The organism is Pseudonocardia sp. Ae505_Ps2 (assembly GCF_001932425.1).
GTDB lineage: Bacteria > Actinomycetota > Actinomycetes > Mycobacteriales > Pseudonocardiaceae > Pseudonocardia.
On sequence record NZ_MCIP01000001.1, the window covers coordinates 3,870,438 to 3,874,553 of the forward strand.

The following is a 4,116-nucleotide window of genomic DNA, read 5'->3' on the forward strand; positions in this document are numbered from 1 at the left end:
TGAGCAGGTGCCGCGCTGAGCAGGTGCCGCGCTGAGCAGGTGACGGGACGGACCCCGGAACCGGCGACGCGCCACCGCCGGGCCCCGCCACGCCGAACCCCGCCGCGGCACCCGCGGAATCCCGCGACCCCCGAACCCCCGCGGCCCCCGCCCCCCCGCCTCATCCGGCGCAGCACGCGGCCTCCGCCGCACATGATCATCAGTACTTCAGCGCTGTCGCGCACTAGTGGGGCAGCGCTGAAGTACTGATGATCATGTGGTCGCGGCGCGCCCGGTGGTGCGCGGCGCGGGCCACCCGTGGGCGGGTGTCAGCCCGCCGACCGCAGCCAGGCCAGCACCGCCAGCACCCGGCGGTGGCCGGGGGCGTCCGCGGGCAGGTCGAGCTTGGTGAACACCGACCGGACGTGCTTGTGCACCGCGGCGTCGGACAGCACCAGCGCCGCGGCGACCTCGGCGTTGGAGCGGCCCTGCGCCATCAGGTCGAGAACCTCGCGCTCGCGCGGGGACAGCCGCGCGACCGGGTCGCGCCGACGGCGCACCAGCCGGGCCACCACCTCGGGATCCAGCACCGTCCCGCCCGCGCCGACCCGTTCGACGGCGGCGACGAACCCGGCCACGTCGGCCACCCGGTCCTTCAGCAGGTAACCGACACCGGTGCCGTCGCCGGTGTCGAGCAGCTCCTCCGCGGCGACCGGTGCGACCACCTGGGACAGCACCAGCACGGGCAGCCCGGGGTCGGCGCGACGCAGCTCCACCGCGGCGCGCAGCCCGCTGTCCGGGCCCGCGGGCATCCGGACGTCGGTCAGGACCAGGTCGGGCCGGTCGGCCCGGACCGCCGCCAGCAGGGCCGGTGCGTCGCCGACCGCGTCGACGACGGTGTGGGAGAACCGCGTCAGCACCCCGACGATCCCGTCGCGGACCAGCACGGAGTCCTCGGCGACGGTCACCCGCACGGCAGCTCCACCCGCAGGAGCGTCGGCCCGCCCGCCGGGCTGGACAGCCGCAGCCGGCCGCCGGCGAGGGCGACCCGCTCGGCGAGCCCGGACAGCCCGGTCCCGCCCGCCGGGTCGGCGCCGCCCCGGCCGTCGTCGCGGACCTCCAGGACGAGCTGGTCGGCGTGCCGGCCCCCGCCGATCGAGGCGGAGGTGGCGCCGCTGTGACGGGCGATGTTGGTCAGCGCCTCGGTGAGCACGAAGTACGCGGTCCCGGCGACGGCCGGCGGCAGCTCGGCCGGCAGGTGCAGGTCCACCTCGACCGGCACCGGGCAGCGCCGGGCCCGGTCCGCGACGGCCACGGCGAGCCCGTTGTCGGCCAGCGTCGCCGGGTCGAGGCCGCGCACCAGGTCACGCAGCTCGGTCAGTGCCAGCCCGAGCTCGTCGCGGGCGCTGTCGAGCCGTGCCGCGCAGGCCGAGCCGTCGACGGCGTCGAGACGGGCGAGGCCGAGGGTCACCCCGAGCGCGACGAGCCGTTGCTGGGCGCCGTCGTGCAGGTCCCGCTCGATCCGGGCCCGTTCGGTCGCGAACGCGCCCAGCAGCCGCCGGGTCGCGACGTCGGACAGGTCGGGGCCCAGCTCGGTGCCGCGCGGTCCGAGCACGGTGCGGGTCAGCGTCGCCCGCGCCCCGGCCCACGCGGTGACCGTCCAGGGGGTGGCGACGAGCAGCAGGACCCCGGGCGCGACCAGTGGCCAGGTGGACGGGTCGTCGGCGGCGGAGGTGAACAGCAGCACCGGCAGGACCAGGGAGAAGCCGAGGACTCCGGCGTCGAGCGCGGCGAGGCCGGTGGCGGCGAGCAGCGCGAATCCGATCTCCCGCCAGACCAGCGGGGTCCGCCACCGCTGCGCCGACCACCACCGGCCGGGCCGAGTGGACGGATCCGGCAGGGGCGCGGTGTCCACCAGCCGCAGCCGCCACCGTTCCAGCGCCGCGATCGGCCGCCCGCCCAGGCACACCGCCGTGACCAGCAGGAGCGCGGTCGCGGTCGCGACCCAGGGGCCGCCCAGCACGAGCCCGGAGGCCCAGATCCCGGCGACGGCGACGAGCCCGGCCCCGAGCATCGTCCCGGTCAGGAGGAAGGCCAGCGACCGCCACGGCCAGGCCGTCGCGAGGAACCGCAGCGGCTGCTGGTCCAGCGCCTGCCAGGCCGTCACGATCCGCACGTCCCGCAACCTAGCCCGCCGTGCGAGCCGGGCGCGGTAACGCAGGCACTACCCCGGAACTCCCGTCGAGGTGACCGCGTGGGGCCGGGCCCGGGCCGTCCACTGGGCCCATGCCGACCACGACCATCGAGCTCCACGACCTGCACCACGTCCACCGGCCCCGCGGTGCGCCCCCGGTCCGCGCGCTCGTCGGGGTGTCGCTCGCCCCGCGACCAGGGACGGTCACCGCGATCATGGGCCCCTCGGGGTCGGGGAAGTCGACCCTGCTGCACTGCGCCGCCGGGCTGCTCGTCCCCGCCTCCGGTCGCGTGCTGCTCGGCGGTGTCGATCTGACGGCGTTGTCCGAGCGGGGACGCACGCTGGCCCGCCGGGAGCGCACCGCCGTCGTGTTCCAGGCGTTCAACCTGGTCGCCGCGCTGACCGCGGCCCAGAACGTCGCACTGCCCGCGCGGCTCGCCGGCCGTCGGGTGGGTACCCGCGCGGTCGTCGCCGCCCTCGACGAGGTCGGCCTGGCCGACCGGGCCGGGCACCGTCCGGCCCAGTTGTCCGGCGGGCCGCAGCAGCGCGTCGCGATCGCGCGCGCCCTGCTCACCCGGCCCGCGGTGCTGTTCGCCGACGAGCCGACCGGCGCGCTCGACTCGGCCGCGTCCACCGGGGTCCTGGGACTGCTCCGCCACTGCGCCGTCGACCGGGGCGCGACGACGCTGATGGTCACCCACGACCCGGCTGCCGCGGCCTGGGCCGACGAGGTGGTGGTGCTGGGCGACGGGCGCCTCGTCGACCGCTTCCCGGTGCCCGGCCCGCCGGGGGACCGGCGGGCCGCCGCCGCCATCGCGCACCGCCTCACCGGACCCGCTGTCCCGGCCCCGGACGGCGTCCGATGATCGCCGTCGCGAGTGTGCGCGGCCGGTGGAGGGAGCTGCTCGCCGCGGTCCTCGCCGTCGCCGTCGGGGTCGGGTTGCTCGGGGCGGTGCTGCTCGCCGCGGCCGCGTCCCGCCCGGTGGTCCAGGAGCGCCTCGCGGCCACCTCGGCGCTGGTCGTCGCCCCGCCGGTCGTGACGTCGACGACCCCGCGCTCGCACGGGCGGATCCCGTGGAGCGGCCCGGTCGCCGACGCCCTCGCCGACCGCCTGGCCGCGTCGCGCGGCGCGACCGCGGTGCCCGACCGACCGTTCCCCGCGGTCGCCCTGCCCGGCGGACGACCGGTCGGTGACCCCGACGACCTGGAGGGCGGTCACGGCGTCGCCTCGCTCGTCCTCGGCGGGTACCGCGTCACGGCGGGGGAGCGTCCGCGGGGCCCTGGCGACGTGCTCGTCCCCCGCACGCTCGGGGTCGGTCCGGGCGACCGGCTCGCGGTGCAGTTCGCCGACACGGTCCGCACGATGCGCGTCTCCGGCACGACGGACGGTCCCGGCCTCTGGGTGGACGACACCGAGGCCGCCCGGCTCGCCCCGGGCGTGCGGACGATCGGCGTGCTCGGTGCGGTCCCGCCGGCGCCGCCGGACACGACCGTCCTGACCGGCGACGACCGCGCGGCCGTCGAGCCGGTCCAGGAGGCCCGCGTGCGCTGGCGCGGCGACCAGCTCCTCGCCGCTCTCGCGCTGCTCACCGCGGTCACGACCGTCGTCGTGGTCGGTGCCGCGCTGTCGACGGCCGTCGCGGGGCGCCGCCGCGAGCTGGGCCTGCTCCGCGCCGCCGGGGCGCTGCCCGGCCGGGTGCGCCGCCTCGTGCTCGCCGAGTCGGCACTGGTCGGGGTCCTCGGTGCGGCGGCGGGCACGGTCCTCGCGGTCGTCTCGGCCGCTCCGCTGCACACCGTCCTCGTCGCCACCGACGCCGCGCGGCCGGCACCGGTGCCCGCCGCCGCCGGGCCGCTCGCCGCTGCGGCCGCCGCCGGCGTGCTGCTCGCGGTCACCGGGGGCCTCGCCGCGGCGCGCCGGGCGGCCCGGGCCGCGCCGCTGGACG

4 protein-coding genes are annotated in these 4,116 nt (G+C 78.5%); 2 read left to right on the forward strand and 2 right to left on the reverse strand.

All coding sequences use genetic code 11. From position 1 onward, the window contains the following. Positions 1-308 precede the first annotated feature (308 nt). Positions 309-953 carry a response regulator transcription factor gene (locus Ae505Ps2_RS18475; RefSeq protein ID WP_075305654.1) on the reverse strand — a complete coding sequence of 215 codons (645 nt, stop codon included), beginning with the start codon at positions 951-953 and terminating at the stop codon, positions 309-311. Beyond that, positions 944-2,155 (reverse strand): histidine kinase, encoded by a 1,212-nt coding sequence (locus tag Ae505Ps2_RS18480; protein ID WP_075305655.1) that lies wholly within the window; start codon positions 2,153-2,155, stop codon positions 944-946. Before Ae505Ps2_RS18480 ends, Ae505Ps2_RS18475 begins: the two co-directional genes overlap by 10 nt. A gap of 110 nt (positions 2,156-2,265) precedes the next feature. On the opposite strand from Ae505Ps2_RS18480, the gene Ae505Ps2_RS18485 reads away from it, so the two are divergent. Together Ae505Ps2_RS18485 and Ae505Ps2_RS32660 are read left to right on the forward strand one after the other, a co-directional pair. After that, complete coding sequence (locus tag Ae505Ps2_RS18485; RefSeq protein ID WP_083696079.1) at positions 2,266-3,039, forward strand: ABC transporter ATP-binding protein; 774 nt, start codon at positions 2,266-2,268, stop codon at positions 3,037-3,039. Then, a partial coding sequence (locus Ae505Ps2_RS32660) for an ABC transporter permease (RefSeq protein ID WP_212567647.1) occupies positions 3,036-4,116 on the forward strand: 1,081 nt, incomplete at its 3' end. The genes Ae505Ps2_RS18485 and Ae505Ps2_RS32660, both read left to right, overlap by 4 nt.